Below are 20,243 nucleotides of genomic sequence, written 5' to 3'. Positions count from 1 at the left end.
GCCGGCGACGCGGTGGCCGCGTTAAGGTTCATCGGGTCGCCGCCTGCGGTGCCCCCACTGTTCTCCCCTGGAAGTGAGGATTTGCAATGACGCAGGACCACACCACTGGCCCGGACGCCGCACCGGAGGCCGCCACCGGATGGCGCCCCACGCGGACAGTGGCGGTGGTCCTGGCCGGTGGCACCGGGACCCGGCTCGGCCTGGGCATCCCCAAGCAGCTGCTGAAGATCGCCGGCAAGCCGATCATCGAGCACACCCTGGCCGTCTTCGAGGGCGCGCCGGAGATCGACGAGGTGATCGTGCTGATGGCCAGCGGGCACGTCCCGCAGGCCCAGGCGATCGTCGACAAGGCCGGCCTGCGCAAGGTCAGCAAGGTGATCGAGGGTGGCGAGACCCGCAACGACACCACCCGCATCGCGCTGGACGCGGTCGGCGAGGGTGACGTCAACATCCTCTTCCACGACGCGGTACGCCCCCTGGTCAGCGGCCGGATCGTCCGGGAGTGCGTCAACGCGCTCTGGACCTACGCCGCGGTCGACGTGGCGATCCCCTCGGCCGACACGATCATCCAGGTCGACGAGAACGAGTGCATCACCGACATCCCGGTGCGCTCCCGGCTGCGCCGGGGGCAGACCCCGCAGGCGTTCCGCTCGCAGACCATCCGCGAGGCGTACCGGCTGGCCGCCGACGACCCGCACTTCGCCGCCACCGACGACTGCGGCGTGGTGCTGCGCTACCTGCCCGGCACCCCGATCAAGGTGATCGACGGCTCGGACGAGAACATCAAGGTCACCCACCCGGTGGACGTGCACCTGGCGGACAAGCTGTTCCAGCTCGCCGCCGCCCAGGTGCCCCGGCTGACCGACCCGCGCAGCTACTCCGAGGAGCTGGCCGGGCGGACGATCGTGGTCTTCGGCGGCAGCTACGGCATCGGCCACGAGCTGACCGAGCTGGCCCGCCGCTACGGCGCCCAGGTGTTCCCGTTCAGCCGCTCCGGCACCGGCACCCACGTGGAGCAGGCCACCGACGTCGAGGCGGCGTTGAAGACCGCGTTCGAGGCCACCGGGCGCATCGACCACGTCGTGGTCACCGCGGGCATCCTGGAGAAGGGCGCCCTGGTCGACATGGACGAGGCGACCATGGACCGGGTCCTGCAGGTCAACTTCGTCGGGCCGGTCACCATCGCCCGGCAGTCGCTGCCCTACCTGCAGCAGACCAAGGGTCAGCTGCTGCTCTACACGTCCAGCTCCTACACCCGGGGCCGCTCCCAGTACGCGCTCTACTCCTCCACCAAGGCCGCCCTGGTCAACCTGACCCAGGCGCTCGCCGACGAGTGGGCCGAGCTGGGCGTCCGGGTCAACTGCATCAACCCGGAGCGCACCGCCACCCCGATGCGGACCCGGGCCTTCGGCGAGGAGCCGGAGCACACCCTGCTGGCCGCCGAGACCGTCGCCCAGGCCTCGCTGGACGTGCTGATCTCCGAGCTGACCGGGCAGGTCATCGACGTCCGGCGGGCACCCGGCGAGGCCCCGGCGGCGGCGACCGTGCCGAGTCAGGCCACCCGGCCCTCCGCCGTGGTGACCGGCTGAACCGGCGCCCACCCCCCGAGCGCGACCGGAAAGCGGAGTGACATGCGTGGTGACCTGGTCAGGAAGCTGATCGCCAGGTGCCTGACCACCGGCCTGGCCCTGCTCGCCTTCGGCGTCGTCGCCCTCACCGGGGCCACCGGCTGGGGGCTGGCGCTGGCCGTGGCGGCGCTGGCCGCCGCCGCGTGGGAGCGCCGGGTCCGGCCCGCCGCCGACGTGCTGCCCGAGACGACCCTGGTGGCGGCGGGCGTCCTGGTCGGCTACGCCCGCCGGCTCGACGCCGGCTTCGATCCGGTGCTGGCGGTCACCGCGCTGGCAGTGCTGGGGCTGATCCTGTTCGCCGGGCCGCTGCGCGAGGCCGGCCTGCTGGAGCTGCGGGCGGCCAACCTACCGGTCCGGCAGTGGTCGGCGACCATCGCCGCCCAGCTGGGCAACGCCGTGCTGGCGCTGCTCGCGGTGGTGGCCCTGGCCGCCCTGCTGGTGCTGCCGGCGGTGGTGGCCCTGCTGGCCACCCTCGCCGTCGGTGCCGCCGCCGGTACGGTGGCCCTGGGCCTGGCCCGGGGCCGGCTGCGTCCACAGGCGGGCACCCCGGTGGGGCGGGCGCTGCGCCGGCACCAGCCGGAGTTCCTGCTCTACTTCTCCGCCCCGCCCGGCTCGGAGTACCAGGTCACCATGTGGCTGCCGTACCTGGAACGACTCGGCCGCCCGTTCCTGGTGGTGCTGCGGGAGCCGGAGTTCCTCGGCTCGGTGTCGGCGGCCACCAGCGCCCCGGTGGTGTTCTGCCCGACGCTCAAGGCGCTGGACGAGGTGCTGGTGCCGAGCCTGCGGGCGGCCTTCTACGTCAACCACGGCGCGAAGAACAGCCACTGCGTACGGTTCACCCAGCTGACCCACATCCAGCTGCACCACGGCGACAGCGACAAGGCGCCGAGTGCCAACCCGGTGTCGGGGATCTTCGACCGGATCTTCGTCGCCGGGCCGGCGGCCATCGAGCGGTACGCCCGCGCCGGGGTGGCCATCCCGGCCGAAAAGTTCGAGGTGGTCGGCCGCCCGCAGGTGGAGGCGATCCAGGTCCGGCGGGAGCCGGTCACCGCATCGGCCAACCCGACCGTCCTCTACACCCCCACCTGGACGGGGCACCACGCCGACGCCAACTACTGCTCGCTGCCGGTGGCCGAGGGGCTGATCCGGGCCCTGCTGGCCCGGGGTGCCACCGTGATCCTGCGGGCGCACCCGTACACCACGCAGAACCCGACCTCGGCCCGGCAGTTGGCCCGGGTGACCGAGCTGCTCGCCGCGGACCGGTCCCGCACCGGCCGGCAGCACGTCTTCGGCGCGGCCAGCCGGGAGCTGACCCTGACCGAGTGCGTCAACCGTTCCGACGCGTTGATCTCCGACGTCTCCGGGGTCATCTCCGACTACCTCTACTCGGGCAAGCCGTACGCGGTCACCGACATGCTGGGCGACGACCGGTTCGTCGAGCGGTTCCCGCTGGCCGCCTCCGGCTACCTGCTGCGGCGGGACCTGGCCGACGTCGAGGAGGTGCTCACCCGGTTGCTGGAGACCGATCCGGCGGCGTCGGCCCGGTGGGCCACCCGGGCGCACTACCTCGGTGACTTCCCGGCCGAGACGTACGCCGAGGTGTTCCTGGCCGCCGCCCGGCGGCACCTGGAGCCGGGCTGGAGCCCGCCGGAGCCCCGGGCCACGCCGTCGCAGGCCGGCGGGGGCGTACGCCTCTCCCCCACCGGCTGAGGCCCCCTACCGGCGGAGACCCACCCCGCCCGGTACGACGACCGACGCCGGTCCCCCCGTGACGGGGGGACCGGCGTCGTTGGTCTCCGGGCCGGCCCCGGTGTGCGGGGCTGGGCCGGGCGAGGAGCGGGCAGCCCGGTCAGGCGGAGTAGCCGCGGGTGGCGATCCAGTCGGCAAGCGCGGAGGTGGACATCCAGTAGAGCGCGTTGCCCGGGTCCGCCGAGTCGGAGATCCGGACGGTCCGGCCGTTGTCGCGGTAGCCGACCACCGCGACGTAGTGCCCGCCGGGGAAGGAGTGCCAGCCACCGGCGACGTCGGTGGCGGTGCCGGCGATGTTCACCACCGGGCTGCGGCCGGCGGCGATCGCGGTGACCACGTCGTCGACGAGCCGGTCGGTCTGGGCCGCGGTGGCGGCCCCGCCGGGGATCATCCGGGTCCGGTAGGGCGCCCCGTCGACCAGTTGGTTGAGCACCCGGGTGGTGTCGGCGGCGGAGTTGGTGCCGAACTCGGTGGTGCCGAGCATCCCGGCCAGGGTGTCCTGGCTGCGCTCGATCCCGGCGGCGTTGAGCGCGTTGCGCACCGCGGCCGGGCCGCAGTAGAAGTACGTGGTCTGCGCCTGGTAGACGTGGTCGAGGACCTTCGACGCCGGCGGCTTGGGCGCGGCCGGGCGGGTCAGGTCGGGGTCCGGCGCGGCGGAGCTGGCGGCGGCGACCGGCTTGGCGGCCCGCGACGGCGCGGCCGAGGGCGATGCGGCCGAGGGCGATGCGGCCGAGGGTGACGCGGCCGACGGGGACGCGGTGGCGGTCGGCGACGGGGCGGCGGTGGTCAGCGAGGGGGCCACGCTCGCCGGCACCCGCAGTTCACTGCGGGCGGCGATCTCGCCGGCCTGCGGCGCCACCTCGGCCACCGCGCTGGGCTGCTGCCGGTCGGGCTCCGGCCGGTCACCGGTGGCGATCAGCAGACCGGTGCCCGAGGCCACCACGAGGGTCGCGGCCGAGGCGGCGACGACCTGGTACGAACGGTCCACAGCGAGTCGACGGAACTGCCGTTTGAGGGGGTGAGGCACGGGGAATGGAACTCCTTCCGGTGCCGCCTACCGGGTTAGCTGACGGATTCGGGCGGGAAGAATTCGCCCTACCGCGAGCCGTGGCTGCGCGGATTCACCCCAGTGGTGCTGTGGGTCCCCGGTTCGTCGTACGACGATTGAGCGGGTCGACGCGGCGGTCGCGCTTGTGCGAACGGGAACCGCGCCGGACCGCAGCGACACTACTGGCCGACATTTCTCCTGCCAACCCCACTTCACCTGCGGAAACCTTGATCAGCGAAGTACCCGACAACCCATTAACCCGCTGACGTGACTCAATGGGACGAGCGTTTGTGACGGCACCGGTGGTCGACAACCGGACGACCGGTGAGCATCGTCGGGAAAAACCCGGCAGCATTCGGCCCGGATGTGTCGGGTGCCCGAATCCGAGACCCCTGTGACCGGGGTCACGGGAATTTTGGCGTCAGTCGGTCCGACCGGTGCCGGCGGGTGCCGATCCGGGCCGACCGTCACCGGCGGGCACCGACTCCGACCGGCGGGCACCGGCGGGCACCGGCCCCAGCCCGCGGTCACCGGCGGACGCGGCCCGGCGGGGTGGGCCGAACAGCCGCATCATCGGGTTCTCCACCCAGCGGTGCAGCATCGCGGCCAGCCCCAGGTTGACCAGCAGGAAGGCGACCACCGCGAACGGCCCCCACCAGCCGGGCAGCCCGACACCGTAGTGGCCGGTGAGCCGCAGCACGGTGACCATCACCAGGACGTGCACCAGGTAGAAGGCGAACGAGACCTCGCCGAGCCAGACCAGCGGCCGGGACCGCCACGGCGAGGGCCGCCGGTGCACGTCGGCGTCTGCGGCGGCGGTGATCACCAGGATGTACGCCACCGACAGCAGCCCGGCCCAGAGCTCGGCCCGGATCCACTGGCCGGCGACCACCCAGGTCGCGACGAAGACGATCGTGGCCACGGTGAGCCGGGGACCACGCCAGCTGCCCCGCCGCATCAGCTCGGCCGCGGCGACGCCCATCCAGAACTCCAGCGACCGGGTGATCGGGAAGACCTGGGTGAACCACCAGCGGTTCTCCTCGGCGACCAGCAGCTGGGCCGGCCAGAGCGCCACGATCAGCAGCGGCACGGCGACCACCACTGCCCAGAGCGCCCCGGGGCGGGCCCGCCGGATCCACGGCAGCGCGAAGGGCAGGCAGAGGTAGAAGAACATCTCGCAGGCGAGCGACCAGCTGACCGTGTTGATGCTGTAGAAGATGCCGGGGGTCGGGTCCCAGGCCTGGATCAGCACCAGGTTGCTCAGCGCGGCCCGGAGGCTGACCGGGTCGGCGAACCAGAGGCCGACCAGCAGGGCCACCGCCCACATCAGGATGTGGTTGGGATAGATCTTCGCCGCCCGGCGACGCCAGAACGCCCGCCGGGTGTCCTCCGGCCGGGCCGACCAGACCAGCACGAAACCGCTGAGGATGAAGAAGAACTGCACGCCGGAGAGGCCGAGCGTGAAGATCCGCTCCAGCACGGCCTGGTGTCCCGGCTCGGCGACGACCCGCATGGTGGCCGCGTGGAATCCGAAGACCAGCAGGGCCGCGATCCAGCGCAGGCCGGTCAGCGAGGGCAGGCGGGACAGGGCCGACGGCGTACCGGTCGCCGCGACGCTGGTCATGCCGCTACGCCGGGCATGCTCGGGACCACCAGCACCACGTCTCCTCTTCCGGCGGCCGGGCATCGACCGCCGCGGGGCACCTTACCCGGGCCCGGGATGCCCGGTTCCGGCACATCCGACGATCATGATCACGGTGGGCACCTGGGTCCGCAGCGGACCGATGCCCTAAAATTCCGGTCTCCAGAGAGTTGACGATTCGGTTCGCCGAAGGGGCGGAAGTACGACGGGGCCGCACCGCTTCGCCTGCGGCGTCTACCGGATGACCGCAGGCGCGGGAACGACGAGAGGGACCAGCGATGCACCAGCGGATTCTGCTCCGAGCCAAGAAGGGGCCGTTCGACATCTACTCCCCGGAGGAGACCTTCGAACGGAACTGGATCGGCGACAACACCGGCAACCTGGTCTTCAGCCACTCGGCACACAAGCTGCTGCGGACCGCGACGGCGGAGATCACCTCCACCGGTTTCCGGGCCGACGCCCGCGAGGCCGACATCATCAACGAGTCGTACGACGTCTTCGTGGTGCCGCTGGCCAACGCCTTCCGCCGCAGCTTCGCCCACCGGCTGGCCGGGATGACCCGGTTGATCCGCAAGCTGAAGATCCCGGTGGTGGTGCTCGGGGTCGGCGCGCAGACCAACCTCAAGGGCGACCGGGAGTACCTGCGCCCGATCGACGACACGGTCAAGGACTTCGTCTCCGCCGTGCTCGACCGGTCGCACACCATCGGGGTACGCGGTGAGATCACCGAGAGCTACCTGCGGACGCTTGGCTTCTCGGCGGTCGAGGTGATCGGCTGCCCGTCGATGTTCCTGCACGGCGACAACCTGCGGGTGGAGAAGAAGAAGCCGTACCTGGGCCCGAACGACAAGATCGCGCTGACCGTCTCGCCGTACGTCAAGTCGATGGCCAAGGTGATCAGCGCGCACCACAAGAAGTACCCGAACCTCTGCTACATCCCGCAGGACGTCAAGACCCTCGGCGTGCTGCTCTTCGGCGACGCGCCGGAGGACCGGGGCAAGAAGAGCAACATCCCGATCCACACCTCGCACCCGCTGTTCACCGAGGACAAGATCCGGATGTTCGTCGACCCGTGGACGTGGATGGACCACCTGTCCGACTTCGACTTCAACTTCGGCACCCGGATCCACGGCACCATCACCGCGCTGATCGCCGGCACCCCCGGCTACCTCTTCGCGCACGACTCGCGCACCCTGGAGCTGGCCCGCTACTTCGACATCCCGTACCGGGAGATGACCGACGTCTCCGGTGACGTCGACGCCGCGCAGCTCTACGACGAGGCGGACTACACGGCGCTGAACAACGGGCACAAGGCCCGGTACGCCACGATGCTGTCCTTCCTCAACAAGCACGACCTGGGCAACTCCTTCGCCGACGGCGACAGCGCGGCCCGCTTCGACGAGCAGGTCCGCCAGACCGTCTTCCCGCCGCCGGTGCAGCCGCAGGTGTCCACCCCGGCCGAGCAGTGGATCACCCGGGTGGACTGGCTGCGGGAGCAGAACGCCGAGCTGCGCGCGAGCCTGGAGGAGTTGCAGGGGCAGCGGCTGCGGACCCGGGTCCGGCAGGCCGTCGGCGGCCGGGTGAAGCAGATCCTCAACCGATAGTTCACCGGAGGGTGACGGGCTGTTAAGTAACCGCCCGTCACCCGTACACGCGGGGTTCCGGGGCCGGCCACCCACGCCGTCGAAGGTGGCGGGCGTGGTCACCGATCCGACGCGAACCCCCCTGTTGAGCTTCGTCGTGCCCGTGTACGGCGTCGAGGCGTACCTGTACCAGTGCCTGGAGTCGATCCTCGGCGGGCTGACCGCCGAGGAGTCCGCGGCGGTCGAGGTGGTCGCCGTCGACGACGCCTCCCCGGACCGGTGCGGCGAGATGCTCCACTCGTACGCCGCCGGCCGCCCGCAGGTGCGGGTGGTCCGGCTGGCCCGCAACGTCGGGCTCGGCCCGGCCCGCAACGCCGGCCTGGACCAGGCCACCGGCGAGTACGTCTGGTTCGTCGACAGCGACGACTGGCTGCCACCCGGCACCGTCGCCACGGTGCTGCGGCGGCTGCGCCGCGACCGGCCCGACGTGCTGCTCCTGGACCACCTGCGGGTGCACGACAACGGCCGGCTGGAGGTCGACGCCAGCAGTCACCTGCTGCGTGGGGTGCCCGGCCCGGTGACCCTGACCGAGCGTCCCGAGCTGCTGCGGTTGCAGCACACCGCGTGGAACAAGGTCGTCCGGCGGGGTTTCCTGGACGAGCTGGGGCTGCGCTTCCACCCCGGCTGGTACGAGGACATCCCGTTCAGTCACCCGCTGCTGATCGGCGCACGCCGGATCTCGGTGCTGGACCAGGTCTGCTACCGGTACCGGCAGGGCCGCCTCGGTGCGATCACCTCCACCCGCAGCGACCGGCACTTCGACGCCTTCGCGCAGTACGAACGGCTCTTCGACTGGGTGGACCGGCACGGCGTCGACCCCCGGCTGCGCGCCGACCTGTTCGCCCTGATGATCAGCCACTACCTGGTGGTGGTGGGCAACGACGACCGGCTCCACCCGCACCTGCGCCGGGACTTCTTCCGCCGGGTCGCCGAGCACTACCGCCGGTACCTGCCCGCCGAGGGCTACCCGCAGCCGGAGGGGGTGCCAGGGCTCAAGCACCGCCTGGTCGGCCGGGACAGCTACCTGGCGTACGTGGCGCTGCGGCGGGCCCACCGGATGGCCGGCCGGCTGCGCGCCACCCGCCCCGCCGAGGCCACCGCCGACGGGCCCACCCCGAGCGGCACGACCCCGGGTGACACGGACCCGGACGGGCCGACCGCCGACGGCACCACCCAGGGCGGCACGGCCCCGGACGGCACCACCCAGGACGGCACGGCCCAGGGCGGCACGGCCCCGGGCGGCACGGCCCAGGGTGCGGCGAGCCAGGGTGCGGTGGCGGCCGACGGGTCGAAGGTGCTGGCGAGGCGGCGATGACCGGTTCGCTGCGCCCGGCCACCGACGACGACCTGGCGCGGATCCTGCGCTGGCGCAACCATCCGCAGGTCCGCGCGGTCAGCCTGACCCGGCACGAGATCACCCCCGCCGAACACGCCGCCTGGTGGGCGCGGACCCGCACCGACCCGGACCGGCGGGTGCTGGTCCACCGGCACCGGGAGGCCGACAGCGCGGTGGTGACCTTCAGCGGGCTGACCTCGGCGCACCGCGCCCTGGTCTGGGGCTTCTACCTGGACATCGACGGCCTGGACGCGCGGCGGGAGCTGCTACGGGCCTGGATGTCGATGCAGGAGGCGGCGATCGCGTACGCCTTCGGAGAACTCGGCGCCCGGAGCCTGGGCGGCGAGACGCTCGCCGACAACAAGCCGGTGCTGGCCCTGCACCGGCGCTTCGGGTTCCACAGTGTCCGCCGCTACCAGCGGGACGTCGACGGAGTGCCGCACCAGGTGGTGTGGACGGAATTGAGCAGAGAGCCATGACAGTCAAGATCGGTCCGCACGTGGTCGGTGCCGGGGAGCGCCCGTTGGTGGTCGCGGAGATGTCCGGCAACCACAACGGCAGCCTGGACCGGGCCCTGGAGATCGTGGACGCGGTGGCCGCCACCGGGGCGCACGCGTTGAAACTCCAGACGTACCGGCCGGACACCCTCACCATCGACGTCGACGCGCCCGGGTTCCGGATCTCCCGCGGCCACGACCTGTGGGGTGGTGAGCACCTCTACCGGCTCTTCGAGCGGGCCCACACCCCGTACGAGTGGCACGAGCCGATCTTCGAACGGGCCCGCCGGCACGGCCTGACGGTCTTCTCCTCGCCGTTCGACGCGACGGCGGTGGCGCTGCTGGAGCGACTGGACACCCCGGCATACAAGATCGCTTCGTCGGAGCTGGTCGACCTGCCGCTGATCCGGCTGGTCGCCAGCACCGGCAAGCCGATGGTCATCTCCACCGGGATGGCCACCCTGGCCGAGATCGACGCCGCGGTGCGTACCGCCCGGGACGGCGGGGCCGCCGGCATCGTGCTGCTGGCCTGCACCGCCGCGTACCCGGCCCCGCCGCGCGACAGCAACCTGCGGCGGCTGCCGGTGCTGGCCGACGCGTTCGGCGTACCTGTCGGGTTGTCCGACCACACGCCCGGCATCGGCGTGCCGGTGGCGGCGGTGGCGTTGGGCGCCTGCCTGATCGAGAAGCACGTGACGCTGCGCCGCGGCGACGGCGGGGTGGACGCCGACTTCTCGCTGGAGCCGGCCGAGCTGGCCGCACTGCGGGTGGAGTCCGAGCGGGCCTGGGCGGCGCTCGGTGACACCGTCGTCGGCCCCACCCCCACCGAGCGGGAGGGGCTGCGGTTCCGCCGCTCGCTCTACGTCGTGGCCGACGTCGCCACCGGTACGCCGGTGACCCGGGACAACGTCCGGTCGATCCGGCCGGCCGGCGGCCTGCCCCCGGTCGAGCTGGACCGGGTGCTGGGCCGCGTCTTCACCCGGGACGCCGCCCGCGGCACCCCGCTGAGCTGGGACCTGATCTGAGCCGTCACCGCGCGGGCCGCGCCGCCCGCCCGACCACCTGCGCGGGCCTGGCGGCCCGCCCGATTACCTGCGCGGGCCTGGCGGCCCGCCGAGTCCTTGCGCGGGCCGCACGGCCCGCCGACAGTAACGACCTTGGGGAGCGGAGTTGAGTGAGTTGAATGGGTCGTCGATCCTGGTCACCGGGGGTACGGGGTCGTTCGGGAAGACCTTCCTGCGGCATCTGCTGGCCGAGTGCGACCCGGCCCGGGTGGTGGTCTTCTCCCGGGACGAACTCAAGCAGTACGAGCTGCGTCAGCAGCTCGGCGACGACCCCCGGCTGCGCTGGTTCATCGGCGACGTCCGGGACCGGTACCGGCTGGCCCGGGCGATGCACGGAGTGGACCACGTGGTGCACGCCGCCGCGCTCAAGCAGGTGGACACCGCCGAGTACAACCCCTCGGAGTTCATCGCCACCAACATCACCGGCTCGCAGCACGTGGTCGACGCGGCGATCGAGGCCGGCGTGCGGAAGGTCATCGCGCTCTCCACCGACAAGGCGTCCAGCCCGATCAACCTGTACGGCGCGACCAAGCTGGTCGGCGACAAGCTCTTCGTCTCGGCCAACCACTACGCCGCCCAGCACCCGACCCGGTTCGCCGTGGTCCGCTACGGCAACGTGGTCGGCAGCCGGGGCTCGGTGGTGCCGCTGTTCCGCCGGCTCGCCGCCGAGGGCAAACCGCTGCCGATCACCGACAAGCGGATGACCCGCTTCTGGATCACCCTCGACCAGGCGGTGCGGTTCGTGTTCGACTCCTTCGACCAGATGCAGGGCGGCGAGCTGTTCGTGCCCCGCATCCCCAGCATGCGGATCCTGGACCTGGTCGAGGCGGTCGCCCCGGACGCCACCACCCACGAGATCGGCATCCGGCCCGGCGAGAAGCTGCACGAGGAGATGATCGCCCCGGACGACAGCCGTCGGACACTGCGCGCTTCCGACCGGTTCATCGTCCAGCCCACCATCGCCACCTGGGGCTACCAGCCGCCGCAGGACTGCCAGCAGGTGGGCGACGGCTTCGCGTACCAGTCCGACAGCAACGACCAGTGGCTCAGCGTCGAGCAGCTGCGCGACATGCTCGGCGTGACCGGATGACCGGGCTGCTGCCGTACGGCCGGCAGTCGGTGACCGAGGACGACGTGGCGGCGGTGGCCGCGGCCGTGCGCAGCGACTGGCTGACCACCGGCCCGCAGGTGGTCGCCTTCGAGACCGACCTGGCCGGCTGGACCGGCGGGGCCGGCTGCGCGGTGGTCTCCAACGGCACCGCCGCCCTGCACACCGCCTACGCGGCGGCCGGCATCGGCCCCGGTGACGAGGTGGTCGTCGCGCCGATGACCTTCGTGGCCACCGCCAGCACCGCGGTCGCCCTCGGCGCGACTGTCGTCTTCGCCGACGTCGAACCCGAGACGTACACCCTGGACCCGGCGGCGGTGTCGGCGGCGGTGACCGGCCGGACCCGAGTGGTGTCGGCGGTGGACTACGCCGGTCACCCGGCCGACTACGACGCGCTGCGCGCCACCCTGGCCGGCACCGGCACCCTGCTGCTGGCCGACGCGGCGCACTCGATCGGCGCGACCTACCGGGGCCGGCCGGTCGGGTCGCTCGCCGACCTGACCACCTTCTCGTTCTTCCCGACCAAGAACCTGACCACCGCCGAGGGCGGCGCGGTCGCCGCGACCGACCCGGCGTTGCTGGAGCGGGCCCGCCGGTTCCGCAGCCACGGCCTGGTCCGCGACCCCGACGAGCTGCGCTGGCCCGACGAGGGCGGCTGGCACCAGGAGGTGCCCGAGTTCGGGCTGAACTACCGGCTGCCGGACGTGCTCTGCGCGCTGGGCCGCAGCCAGCTGCGCCGCCTCGGCGACTTCCTCGCCGCCCGGGCCCGGCTGGTCGCCCGCTACGACGAGGCCCTGGCCGACCTGCCCGGGGTCCGGACCCCCGGTCGCCGGGCCTGGGCGGAACCGGCCTGGCACCTCTACCCGATCCGGGTCCTCGACGGTCGCCGTCGCCAGGTGTACGACCGGATGCGCGCCGCCGGAATCGGGGTGCAGGTGAACTACCTGCCGGCGCACTGGCACCCGGTCTTCGCCGACCTCGGGTACCGGCGCGGATCCTGCCCGGTGGCCGAGTCGTTCTACACCGAGCAGCTCTCCCTGCCGCTGTACCCCGGTCTGACCGACGCCGACCAGGACCGCGTCGTCGACGCCCTCGGCGCGGCGCTGGACGTCGGCCGGCCCCGGGCCCGGACCGTCCTCGCCTGAGACGGAGAGCGATGCACCACGCCAACCACTTCTACGGCCACGCCCACGTGCTGGCCCGCTACTGCGGGCTGGGCGCGGGCCACCCGCCCAGGATCGACGGGTACGTCCAGCACGGCTGGAACGTCGGCGACGGGCTCGCCCCCGGCCACCCGTACGTCGCCGGCACGCCGAGCCTGCTCTGGTCCGAGCCGACCCGGCGGCGGGCCTGGTCGCTGGGGCGACGCAACGTGGTGGTGATCGGCGCGCCCTTCGCCTACCTGTTGGCGATGCGCCCCGACGACCCGCCGGCCGAGCGGCGCGAGGGCACCATCTGGTACCCGTTCCACGGTTGGGAGGGCCAGCGGGTGCACGGCGACCACCGGCGGCTGATCGCCGAGATCCGGGCCACTGAACCGGGCCCGGTGACCGTCTGCCTGTACTGGCAGGAGTACCGCACGACCCGCATCCGGCGGCACTACGAGGAGGCCGGTTTCCGGGTGGTCTGCCACGGCTACCGGGGGCACTGGTGGCGCGACACCGACCCGGACTTCCTGGACCGGCAGCTCACCGAGCTGCGGCGGCACCGGCGGGTCGCCTCCAACCGGCTGACCAGCGCGATCTTCTACGGCATCGCGGCCGGCTGCGAGCCGGCGGTCTACGGCGACCCGATGACCCTGGCCGACGACGATCCCACCTTCGGTGGCACCGCACGGATCCGCCGGCAGTGGCCGCAGCTGCACGGCGCCAGGATCGATCCGGGGCTGGCCGCCGGGATCGCCCGCGAGGAACTGGGCACCGACCACCGGTGCTCCCCCGCCGAACTGCGCGAACTGCTCGGCTGGTCGCGTGGCCGGGAGGTGACCGGTGAGCGCTGAGACCGTACCCGCGGTCGAGCTGCCCGGGGGTGAGATGCCTGCCTGGTCGGACCTGGCCACCGGCCGGGCCGCCGGGGGTGAGCCGCTGCTCGCGCTGCTCGCCCGGCTGGTGCCGGTCGGGGCCCGGGTGCTGCTGGCCGGCCCGCACGATCCGGCGCTGCTGGACCGGCTGGCCCACGCCGAGGTCACCTGCCTGCTGCGCGGCGAACCCGACGGGACCGCGGTCGCCGCCCGCGCGGCCCGCACGCTCGTCGGTGGCGCGACCGGGATCGACGGCGCGTACGACGTGGTGGTGGCCGCCGCCGGGCTGGCCGCGATCGAGTCGGCCCAGGACCGACCGCTGGGCTGGACCGCGCTGCTGGAGCGCCTGGTGACGGCGCTGCGCCCCGGTGGTCTCCTGCTGCTGGGCGCGGAGAACCCGTTCGGCCTGGGCCGGCTGGTCGACCCGGTCCCCTGGTACGCCGGCCGGGACGACGCCGACTGGGCGGTGGAGGGCATCCTGGCCCCCGACCGGCCGGCCGACCTGGACCAGCTGACCGACCGGCTCACCGCCGCCGGGCTGCACCCGTGGGGCAGCTTCGCCGCCTACCCCCGGTGGCGGTCGGCGACGGCGTTGCTGGCCACCGGCCCGCTGGCCGAGCAGCGCGGCTCCGGCCTGTTCGACGCGGTCCTGCACGACGCCTGCGCGGTTGGGGAGCGGCCGGTGTTGCAGGATCCGGCACGGTTGGCGGTGGACGCGCTGCACACCGGCCTCGCCGCCGCACTCGCCCCCGGCTGGCTGGTCCTCGCCCACCGGCCCGTCACCGGTGCGGCCGGAGCGGTGGTCGCCGCCGCGCCGGACCGGATCACCCTGCCGGTCGCCCTGTTGTGCGCCGGGCCGCCAGGTAGCGGGGTGACCGAGGTGTACGACGGCGCAGACGGCTGGCGCTGGCGGGCGCTCGCCGCACCGACGCCGAACCCGGCCGCCGAACCGGCACCGCCGTTCGCCAGCCGGGAGGTGGCGTACCGGGACCCGGGTACGTCGACCGGCCGGGTCCCCGAGGGGCGGTTGCTGCGCACCGTGCTGCTCGACGCCGTACTGCGCCGGGACCTGGGCGCCCTGCGGCGACTGCTCACGGCCTATGCGCGGTGGCTGGCCGGGCAGGGCGTCGACGACCGGTTGACCGGGGCGGTGGCGGTGTCCGGCCTGGACAACGTGGTGGTCGGTGCCGCCGGCGACCACGCGGTACTCGACCCGGGCTGGCAGGCGATCGACCCGCTGGCGACCGAGGTGGTGCTGGCCCGGGCCCTGTGGCGGTTCGCCGCCGACCTGCTCACCGGCGGGTACGCCCACCCGTGGCCGTCCACCCTGGACGTCGTCGGGTTGACCGTGGTCCTCGGTGGGCTGACCGGCCGGGACCTGGACCGGGCCATCGTGGCCATCGCCGTCGAGGTGGAGGCGGCAGTCGTCGCGGCCCGCCGTGGGCTCGACGACACCGCCCGCGCCGACCTCGCGGCGGCCCTGCGGGCGGTGACACCGACGGCCCCGCCGACCGGCCGGGAGAGCGTCCAGCAGCTGCGCGAGGCGTGGCTGCGTCAGCGTGCCGAGTTGACCCGGCTGACCGCCCGGCTGGCGTGGACCGAGCAGCTGCTCACCCACCGGGAACGGGCGCTGCGCCGGGCCGAGACCAAGCTCGACCTGCTCAGCGGCACCCTCGGCTACCGGATGGGCAAGCTCGCGATCACCCCGCTGCGGCTGGCCCGCCGGGGGGCCGGGGCGGCGAAACGACAGGTCCGCACGGCGGTACGCCGCCAACAGCACGGTGGGGAGCAACAGTGAACCGGATCGTCGGCGTGGTGCAGGCCCGGATGGGTTCGTCCCGGTTGCCGGGCAAGGTGCTGCGTCCGCTGGCCGGCCGCAGCGTGCTGGGCCGGGTGGTCCGGGCCGCCCGGGACAGCGGCGTGCTTGCCGAACTGGTCGTCGCCACCAGCACCGACGGGGTCGACGACGCGGTCGTCGAGGAGTGCCGGCGGCTGGCCGTACCGTGTCACCGGGGGTCCGTCGACGACGTGCTCGGTCGGTTCGTGGGCGCGGTGGACCGGTACCCCGGTGACGCGGTGATGCGCTTCACCGCCGACTGCCCGCTGCTCGACCCGGAGATCGTCACCCTGGTCGCCCGGGTCTACCAGGCGGTGCCGGGCCTGGACTACGTCAGCACCTCGATCGCCCGTACCCTGCCCCGGGGGCTGGACGTGGAGATCATCCGTGCGGACGTGCTGCGCACCCTGGACCGGCTCGCCACCGACCACCACCGGGTGCACGTCACCTCGTACGCGTACACCCATCCGGAGCTGTTCCGGGTGCTCGGCCTGACGCTCACCCCGGACCGCTCCGACCTGCGGCTGACCCTCGACACCGAGCAGGACTGGGCGCTGGTCCGGGCGGTGGTCGACCACTTCGGCGACGTCAGCGTCCCGTTGGCCAAGCTCGCCGACTGGCTCACCGGGCAACCGGCGCTACGATCGCTCAACGCGGATGTCCGGCAGAAGCGGTTGGAGGAGTCCTGAACACGGTACGCGGGCAGTTCCCCGCCGATCCGCCGGTGGTCCGGCCCGTCCGGGTCGGCATGCGCTGCGACGCCGGCCCGGTACGCGGGGTCGGGCACCTGGTCCGGTGTCTCGCCCTGGCCGAGGAGTTCCTGGCCCGAGGCCACACGGTGGAGTTCTTCGGCACCGTCGAGGGCCTCGACTGGGCGGCCCGCCAGCTCGCCGACCGGGGCATCGCGCGGCATCCCGGCCCGCAGCACCCCGCCGAACTGGTGGCGGTGGCCGCCCGGCACCGGCTGGACGTCATGGTGCTCGACTCGTACGAGCTGGACCCGGCCTCCTCGGGGGCGCTACGGGCGGCCGGCGTGGTGACCCTGGCCATCGTGGACGGGGACACCCGGGGCCAGGACGCCGACCTCTACCTGGACCAGAACCTCGGCGCGGCGTACGACCCGCCGCTGCCCGGCCGGCTGCTCGCCGGCACGGCGTACCCGCTGCTGCGTGACACGGTGCGGGCCGCCCGCCCGGCGGCACCGCGAGCGGCGGTGCCCGCCGACCGGCCGCGGGTGCTCGCCTTCTTCGGTGGCACCGACGCCTTCGGGGCCGCGCCGGTGCTGACCCGGCTGCTGCTGGCCACCGGGTGCCCGATGGAGCTGACCGTGGTCGTCGGCCGGCCCGACGTCGCCGGGGAACTGGCCGCACTGGCCCCCGGTCCGGGCCAGACGCTGCGAGCGGTCGGCCCCACCGACGAGCTACCGACCATGATCACCGTCGCTGACCTGGTGGTCAGCGCCGCCGGCACCGCCACCTGGGAGCTGTGCTGCCTGGGTACGCCCGCCGGACTGGTCTGCGTGGTGGACAACCAGCGCGAGTCGTACCACCGGGTGGTCGCCGAGGGCATCGTGGCCGGCCTGGGTGAGCTACCGGCGTTGGCCGCCGCCGGTCCGGCCGGCGAGGCCGCGCGGGCGGACGCGGTCGGCACCCTGCGCGCCCTGCTCACCTCCCCGCAGCGGCGCGCCGAGCTGGCCGCCCGCGCCTGGTCGACCGTGGACGGACAGGGCCGGGCCCGGGTCGCCGACGCGGTGCTCGCCCTGGTCACCACCGGGCCGGACACCGTACGTCCCGGCCTCAGCGCGTCTCGGTGAGCAGGTCTGCCAGGGCGTCGCTGACCAGCTGCGGCGCGGTGAGCATGGCCAGGTGGTGCGCGCTGCGTTCCACCACCGGCAGGCCCGCACGCAGCGCCACCCGGGCGTCCGGCCGGTAGCCCTCGCTGAGCAGCAGGTAGCCGGCCCGCCCGGTCCACTCCTGGGGCACGGTCCGTTCGGTGAGGTAGGTGTAGGGCAGGCGCGGAAGCTCCCGGACGAAGTCCGCCCGTAGTCGCGGGTCGGGCAGCAGCTCGGTGACGGCCTCCGGCGGGAACCACTCGTGCCAGGGCGGCAGCTTACCGTCGGTGACCAGCCCCCGGAGCTGCTCGACGAGCGGCGGTGGCGCGTTCTCCCACCAGCTCTGACCCGGACAGGGCAACGCCGAATCCACGTAGAGCAGGGCATGCGCCTCTCGCGGCACGGCCCGGGCCACGCCGGGCAGCAGCGGTCCGGCCCCGCTGTGCCCCACGAGTACGACCGGGGCGTCACCACCCAGGTCGACCAGACTCCCGGCCACCGCCTCGGCGACGGCCGGCTGGTGCGGGGGCGTACCGGTCGCCGCCGGGGTCAGGTCCGGGGTCAGCACGGTGTGCCCGGCGCGCCGCAGGCAGGCGGCGACGGGCTGCCAGGTGAGTGGTCCGACGAGCGGGCTGTGCAGGAGGACGAGCACGGGATCGGTCACCGGCCGATCGTGTCAGGTCACCGCCCCCACGGCTGACCGCCAACGGTCTAGCGTCGTCCCCGGGTACGAACGGGACGGAGGCAGACACGTGATCGACGCGGTCTTCTTTGATGTGGGCGGCACCATCCTCGACGAGTCCCGCGAGTTCGCGGACTGGGCGGACTGGCTCGGCGTGCCCCGGCACACCTTCTCCGCGGTCTTCGGTGCGGTGATCGCCCGGGGGTTGGACTACCAGGAGGTGTTCCGGGTCTTCCGGCCCGGCTTCGATCTCGCGGTCGAGAACGAGCGCCGAGCAGCCGCCGGCAAGCCGGAGACGTTCGGCGAGGAGGATCTGTACCCGGACGCGCGGGCGTGCCTGACCGCCCTGCGGGACCAGGGCCTGCGGGTGGGTCTGGCCGGCAACCAGCCAGCCCATGCCGAGGCGAGCCTCCGCGCCCTCGACCTGCCCGTGGACGTCATCGGCACGTCGCACGGTTGGGGCGTGGCGAAGCCGGCACCGGCCTTCTTCGAACGGGTCGTCCGGGCCGGCGGCGGCGAGGCGTCCTCGATCCTGTACGTCGGCGACCGGCCCGACAACGATGCCCGCCCGGCCAGCGCCGCCGGCATGAAGACGTGCCTGATCAGGCGTGGTCCGTGGGGTCACATCCTCGACCTCCCGGCGGTGTCCGGGGAGTGCCTGTTCCGCATCGACTCGCTGGACGAACTCCCGGCCCTGGTGGCGGGACACAACGCGGCTGCCCGGCCCGCTCGCCGACCACACCGGGAGATAGCACAGGCGTACGAATAGGCAGGTAGGGTGGGTGCATGTCCGGGGCCGCGTACCAGCCGTCGATGCTCGACCTCGCCACCGACGGGCCGTCGCTGGGCCCGCTGACCGGGCTGCGTCGACACCCGCTGAGCCGGGGCGCCTGGGTCGACCACCTGCCCGGCTGGGTGCACGGCTCCGACGAGGTGTTCGGCACCCTGCTCGACCGGGTGCCCTGGCGGGCCGAACGCCGCACCATGTACGACACCGAGGTCGACGTGCCGCGCCTGCTCTGCTGGTACGCCGCCGGCCGGCCGCTGCCGCACCCGACGCTGACCGCCGCCCGGCAGGCGCTGAGCGCGCACTACGCGCCGGAGCTGGGCGAGCCGTTCGTCACCGCCGGGTTGTGCCTCTACCGGGACGGGCGGGACAGCGTCGCCTGGCACGGCGACACCCTGGGCCGCTCCGCGCACGTCGACACCATGGTCGCCATCGTCTCCTTCGGCTCACCCCGACCCCTGCTGCTGCGGCCCCGCGCAGGCGGCGGGGACACCCTGCGCTTCCCCCTCGGCCACGGTGACCTGGTGGTGATGGGCGGCTCCTGCCAACGCACCTGGGAGCACGCCGTCCCGAAGACCACCCGCCCGGTCGGCCCCCGGGTCAGCGTCCAGTTCCGCCCGACCGGGGTCGCCTGAGCACGGCTCAAGCCTGTCGGACGTACACGCCTCGACCGGGGACCGTCTCGGTCAGGCCGCGCATTCGCAACGTCAGGAACACCCGATCGGCGACGAAGTCGGAGACCTCGTACTCCGCACAGAGTTCGGCCCTGCTGGGCAGCTTGCCGCCAGGCGGGAACTCTCCGGACCTGATCTGCTCCGTCAGCTCATCGGCGATACGTTCGTACATCGACGAGTAGATAGGCACAGACGAGTTCACCTCCACTACCACGATGCGTGATGGACCGAGCAGAGCAGATCAAGCTGATCACCCCCGGCACCGTCCGGTCAGCACGAAGCCGACGGCAGAGGGGTGTCCGCCGCACGGTTCAGGCGGGCGGAGTCGGCGCGACATAGAGGCCGGCACCCTGCACACCGACGATGACGCCCTGGGCCTGGAGCAGCATCACCGCGCGTTGCACCGTGGAGACGCTGGCGGAATAGAGCTGGGCCAACTCCGCGTACGTCGGCAGTCGGGTCTCCGGCGGGTACTCCCCCTGCTGGATTCGGGCGTGCAGGTCGGCGGCGATCTTTCGATAGCCCATCGGGATGGTCATGGGTGGTGTCTCCGTTCGGCTAGCCGATTCGACCACGCCTCCTCACCCGCTTCAACCTCTTCGTTGACTTTGGTCTCAATGAGACTTAGCGTGATGGCAGTGGCGCTCTCCGTTCGGCGACGGTGCGCCCTACCGGGCGAGGCGATCCGAGATCCCCC

General features: G+C 73.1%; 19 protein-coding genes and 1 riboswitch. Of the genes, 14 read left to right on the top strand and 5 right to left on the bottom strand.

What is annotated here, in order from left to right; translation table 11 throughout:
* Window positions 1-86: 86 nt before the first annotated feature.
* Window positions 87-1,589, top strand: a complete 1,503-nt coding sequence (locus GA0070617_RS11080; protein WP_091436160.1) for a bifunctional cytidylyltransferase/SDR family oxidoreductase — start codon at window positions 87-89, stop codon at window positions 1,587-1,589.
* 42 nt (window positions 1,590-1,631) lie between these two features.
* Entirely contained in the window at window positions 1,632-3,338 is a 1,707-nt protein-coding gene (locus GA0070617_RS11075; protein ID WP_091436158.1) for a CDP-glycerol glycerophosphotransferase family protein, read from the top strand.
* Window positions 3,339-3,477: 139 nt separating this feature from the next.
* Here the strand turns inward: GA0070617_RS11075 and GA0070617_RS11070 are convergent, their stop codons facing one another.
* Window positions 3,478-4,404: a C39 family peptidase gene (locus tag GA0070617_RS11070; protein ID WP_091436156.1), complete on the bottom strand. Its 927-nt coding sequence runs from the start codon at window positions 4,402-4,404 to the stop codon at window positions 3,478-3,480.
* A 9-nt stretch (window positions 4,405-4,413) separates the two neighbouring features.
* A riboswitch (cyclic di-AMP (ydaO/yuaA leader) is annotated at window positions 4,414-4,558 on the bottom strand.
* Between the two features lie 288 nt (window positions 4,559-4,846).
* Window positions 4,847-6,049 carry an acyltransferase family protein gene (locus tag GA0070617_RS11065; protein WP_091436154.1) on the bottom strand — a complete coding sequence of 401 codons (1,203 nt, stop codon included), beginning with the start codon at window positions 6,047-6,049 and terminating at the stop codon, window positions 4,847-4,849.
* A 296-nt stretch (window positions 6,050-6,345) separates the two neighbouring features.
* On the opposite strand from GA0070617_RS11065, the gene GA0070617_RS11060 reads away from it, so the two are divergent.
* From GA0070617_RS11060 to GA0070617_RS11015, 10 genes are all read left to right on the top strand, one after another.
* Window positions 6,346-7,671, top strand: coding sequence for a polysaccharide pyruvyl transferase family protein (locus tag GA0070617_RS11060; protein ID WP_091436152.1), 1,326 nt, complete (start codon window positions 6,346-6,348; stop codon window positions 7,669-7,671).
* Between the two features lie 94 nt (window positions 7,672-7,765).
* Window positions 7,766-9,025, top strand: coding sequence for a glycosyltransferase family 2 protein (locus GA0070617_RS11055; protein WP_091446235.1), 1,260 nt, complete (start codon window positions 7,766-7,768; stop codon window positions 9,023-9,025).
* On the top strand, window positions 9,022-9,525 hold the full coding sequence (locus GA0070617_RS11050) for a GNAT family N-acetyltransferase (RefSeq protein WP_091436149.1): 504 nt from the start codon (window positions 9,022-9,024) through the stop codon (window positions 9,523-9,525). Before GA0070617_RS11055 ends, GA0070617_RS11050 begins: the two co-directional genes overlap by 4 nt.
* Window positions 9,522-10,568: a pseudaminic acid synthase gene (gene pseI, locus GA0070617_RS11045; protein WP_091436146.1), complete on the top strand. Its 1,047-nt coding sequence runs from the start codon at window positions 9,522-9,524 to the stop codon at window positions 10,566-10,568. Before GA0070617_RS11050 ends, pseI begins: the two co-directional genes overlap by 4 nt.
* A gap of 145 nt (window positions 10,569-10,713) precedes the next feature.
* Window positions 10,714-11,697, top strand: a complete 984-nt coding sequence (gene pseB / locus GA0070617_RS11040) for a UDP-N-acetylglucosamine 4,6-dehydratase (inverting) (RefSeq protein WP_091436144.1) — start codon at window positions 10,714-10,716, stop codon at window positions 11,695-11,697.
* A complete protein-coding gene (locus GA0070617_RS11035; RefSeq protein ID WP_091436141.1) occupies window positions 11,694-12,860 on the top strand; it encodes a DegT/DnrJ/EryC1/StrS family aminotransferase in 1,167 nt (388 codons plus the stop codon). Before pseB ends, GA0070617_RS11035 begins: the two co-directional genes overlap by 4 nt.
* Before the next feature lie 11 nt (window positions 12,861-12,871).
* On the top strand, window positions 12,872-13,714 hold the full coding sequence (locus tag GA0070617_RS11030) for a hypothetical protein (RefSeq protein ID WP_091436138.1): 843 nt from the start codon (window positions 12,872-12,874) through the stop codon (window positions 13,712-13,714).
* Window positions 13,715-13,748: 34 nt separating this feature from the next.
* Window positions 13,749-15,533, top strand: a complete 1,785-nt coding sequence (locus GA0070617_RS11025) for a class I SAM-dependent methyltransferase (protein WP_175440758.1) — start codon at window positions 13,749-13,751, stop codon at window positions 15,531-15,533.
* The gene (locus tag GA0070617_RS11020) at window positions 15,530-16,261 is read left to right on the top strand and encodes a cytidylyltransferase domain-containing protein (RefSeq protein WP_091436133.1); all 732 of its coding nucleotides are present in this window, start codon (window positions 15,530-15,532) and stop codon (window positions 16,259-16,261) included. The genes GA0070617_RS11025 and GA0070617_RS11020 overlap by 4 nt, the downstream gene beginning before the upstream one ends.
* A 59-nt stretch (window positions 16,262-16,320) precedes the next feature.
* Window positions 16,321-17,385 carry a PseG/SpsG family protein gene (locus tag GA0070617_RS11015; protein ID WP_091446233.1) on the top strand — a complete coding sequence of 355 codons (1,065 nt, stop codon included), beginning with the start codon at window positions 16,321-16,323 and terminating at the stop codon, window positions 17,383-17,385.
* On the opposite strand, the gene GA0070617_RS11010 is transcribed toward GA0070617_RS11015, so the two are convergent.
* Complete coding sequence (locus GA0070617_RS11010; RefSeq protein WP_217628785.1) at window positions 17,369-18,067, bottom strand: alpha/beta fold hydrolase; 699 nt, start codon at window positions 18,065-18,067, stop codon at window positions 17,369-17,371. The genes GA0070617_RS11015 and GA0070617_RS11010 overlap by 17 nt on opposite strands.
* 88 nt (window positions 18,068-18,155) lie before the next feature.
* Here GA0070617_RS11010 and GA0070617_RS11005 point away from each other — a divergent pair, with 88 nt between their 5' ends.
* Both GA0070617_RS11005 and GA0070617_RS11000 read left to right on the top strand, forming a co-directional pair.
* Window positions 18,156-18,854, top strand: a complete 699-nt coding sequence (locus GA0070617_RS11005; RefSeq protein WP_091436129.1) for an HAD family hydrolase — start codon at window positions 18,156-18,158, stop codon at window positions 18,852-18,854.
* 17 nt (window positions 18,855-18,871) lie between these two features.
* On the top strand, window positions 18,872-19,507 hold the full coding sequence (locus tag GA0070617_RS11000) for an alpha-ketoglutarate-dependent dioxygenase AlkB (protein ID WP_091436127.1): 636 nt from the start codon (window positions 18,872-18,874) through the stop codon (window positions 19,505-19,507).
* A gap of 7 nt (window positions 19,508-19,514) precedes the next feature.
* On the opposite strand, the gene GA0070617_RS10995 is transcribed toward GA0070617_RS11000, so the two are convergent.
* Together GA0070617_RS10995 and GA0070617_RS10990 are read right to left on the bottom strand one after the other, a co-directional pair.
* A complete protein-coding gene (locus GA0070617_RS10995; protein ID WP_091446230.1) occupies window positions 19,515-19,718 on the bottom strand; it encodes a winged helix-turn-helix domain-containing protein in 204 nt (67 codons plus the stop codon).
* A gap of 139 nt (window positions 19,719-19,857) precedes the next feature.
* Window positions 19,858-20,085, bottom strand: coding sequence for a GntR family transcriptional regulator (locus tag GA0070617_RS10990; protein WP_091436124.1), 228 nt, complete (start codon window positions 20,083-20,085; stop codon window positions 19,858-19,860).
* Window positions 20,086-20,243: the final 158 nt, after the last annotated feature.

Source organism: Micromonospora yangpuensis, assembly GCF_900091615.1.
Taxonomy (GTDB): domain Bacteria; phylum Actinomycetota; class Actinomycetes; order Mycobacteriales; family Micromonosporaceae; genus Micromonospora; species Micromonospora yangpuensis.
This window is presented reverse-complemented; position numbering and strand designations above follow the sequence as displayed.